Raw genomic sequence first — 1039 nt, forward strand, 5'->3', positions numbered from 1 at the left:
GGCCGTTGTGGAGGACGGCGATGCGGTCGGCGAGCTGGTCGGCTTCTTCGAGGTACTGGGTGGTGAGGAAGACGGTGACGCCGTCGGAGACGAGGTGGCGGATGATCTGCCACATGTTGTGGCGGGAGCGGGGGTCGAGGCCGGTGGTGGGTTCGTCGAGGAAGATGACGCGGGGGGTGCCGACGAGGGTCATGGCGATGTCGAGGCGGCGCTTCATGCCGCCGGAGTAGGTGGCGGCGGGCTTCTTGGCGGCGGCGGTGAGGTCGAAGCGTTCCAGCAGTTCGGTGGTGACCCGGCGGCCTTCGCGCTTGGGGAGGTGGTGGAGGTCGGCCATGAGGAGCATGTTCTCCTCGCCGGTGATCAGGCCGTCGACGGCGGAGAACTGTCCGGTGACACCGATCGCGGCGCGTACGGCCTGGGGGTCGGTGGTGAGGTCGTGGCCGGCGATGCGGGCCTGTCCGCCGTCGGGGGTGATGAGGGTGGAGAGGATCTTCACGGCGGTGGTCTTGCCGGCGCCGTTGGGTCCGAGCAGTGCGAAGACGGACCCGGCAGGGATGTGCAGATCGATGCCGTCCAGGACGGTCTTGTCGCCGTAGGACTTGCGCAGCCCGTTCGCCGCGATGGCCAAGTCGGTCATGAGGAACGCTCCTTCTGTCAGGCCGCTGGTCAGAGGCTGCGGGCGGTGATGTCGCCGTAGGCGGTGGTCGCGTGGATGCTCAGGGCGGGGGTGCCGTCGGTGTTCTTCAGTGCGTTGCTGATCCGGCCGTAGGCGGTTCCGGCGTCGAGGGAGGCGGACACGCCCCGGGCGGCGCCGACGGTGATGTCGCCGTGCTCGGTGCGCAGGGTGACCGTGCCGGTCACGGCCTCGGTGACGTGCAGGTCGCCCTTCTGGGTGCTGATCTCGGCCGGGCCGCCCAGGCGGCCGACGGAGACGTCGCCGGCGGCGAGGGTGAGGCGGGCGCCCGCGGTTTCGTCGAGCTTGACCGTGCCGTGCGCGGCCTCGAAGGCGATGTCCCCCAGGCGTCCGACGCCGCGCAGT

2 protein-coding genes are annotated in these 1039 nt (G+C 70.5%); both read right to left on the minus strand.

What is annotated here, in order from left to right:
- The coding region (locus CCN42_RS38545; RefSeq protein ID WP_086741869.1) for an ABC transporter ATP-binding protein at positions 1-637 on the minus strand (637 nt) is incomplete at its 3' end.
- Positions 638-666: 29 nt separating this feature from the next.
- Positions 667-1039 (minus strand): DUF4097 family beta strand repeat-containing protein (locus tag CCN42_RS38550; RefSeq protein WP_143662181.1); only part of this gene is annotated, 373 nt, incomplete at its 5' end.

It is taken from the genome of Streptomyces glaucescens, from assembly GCF_002154375.1.
GTDB lineage: Bacteria > Actinomycetota > Actinomycetes > Streptomycetales > Streptomycetaceae > Streptomyces > Streptomyces glaucescens.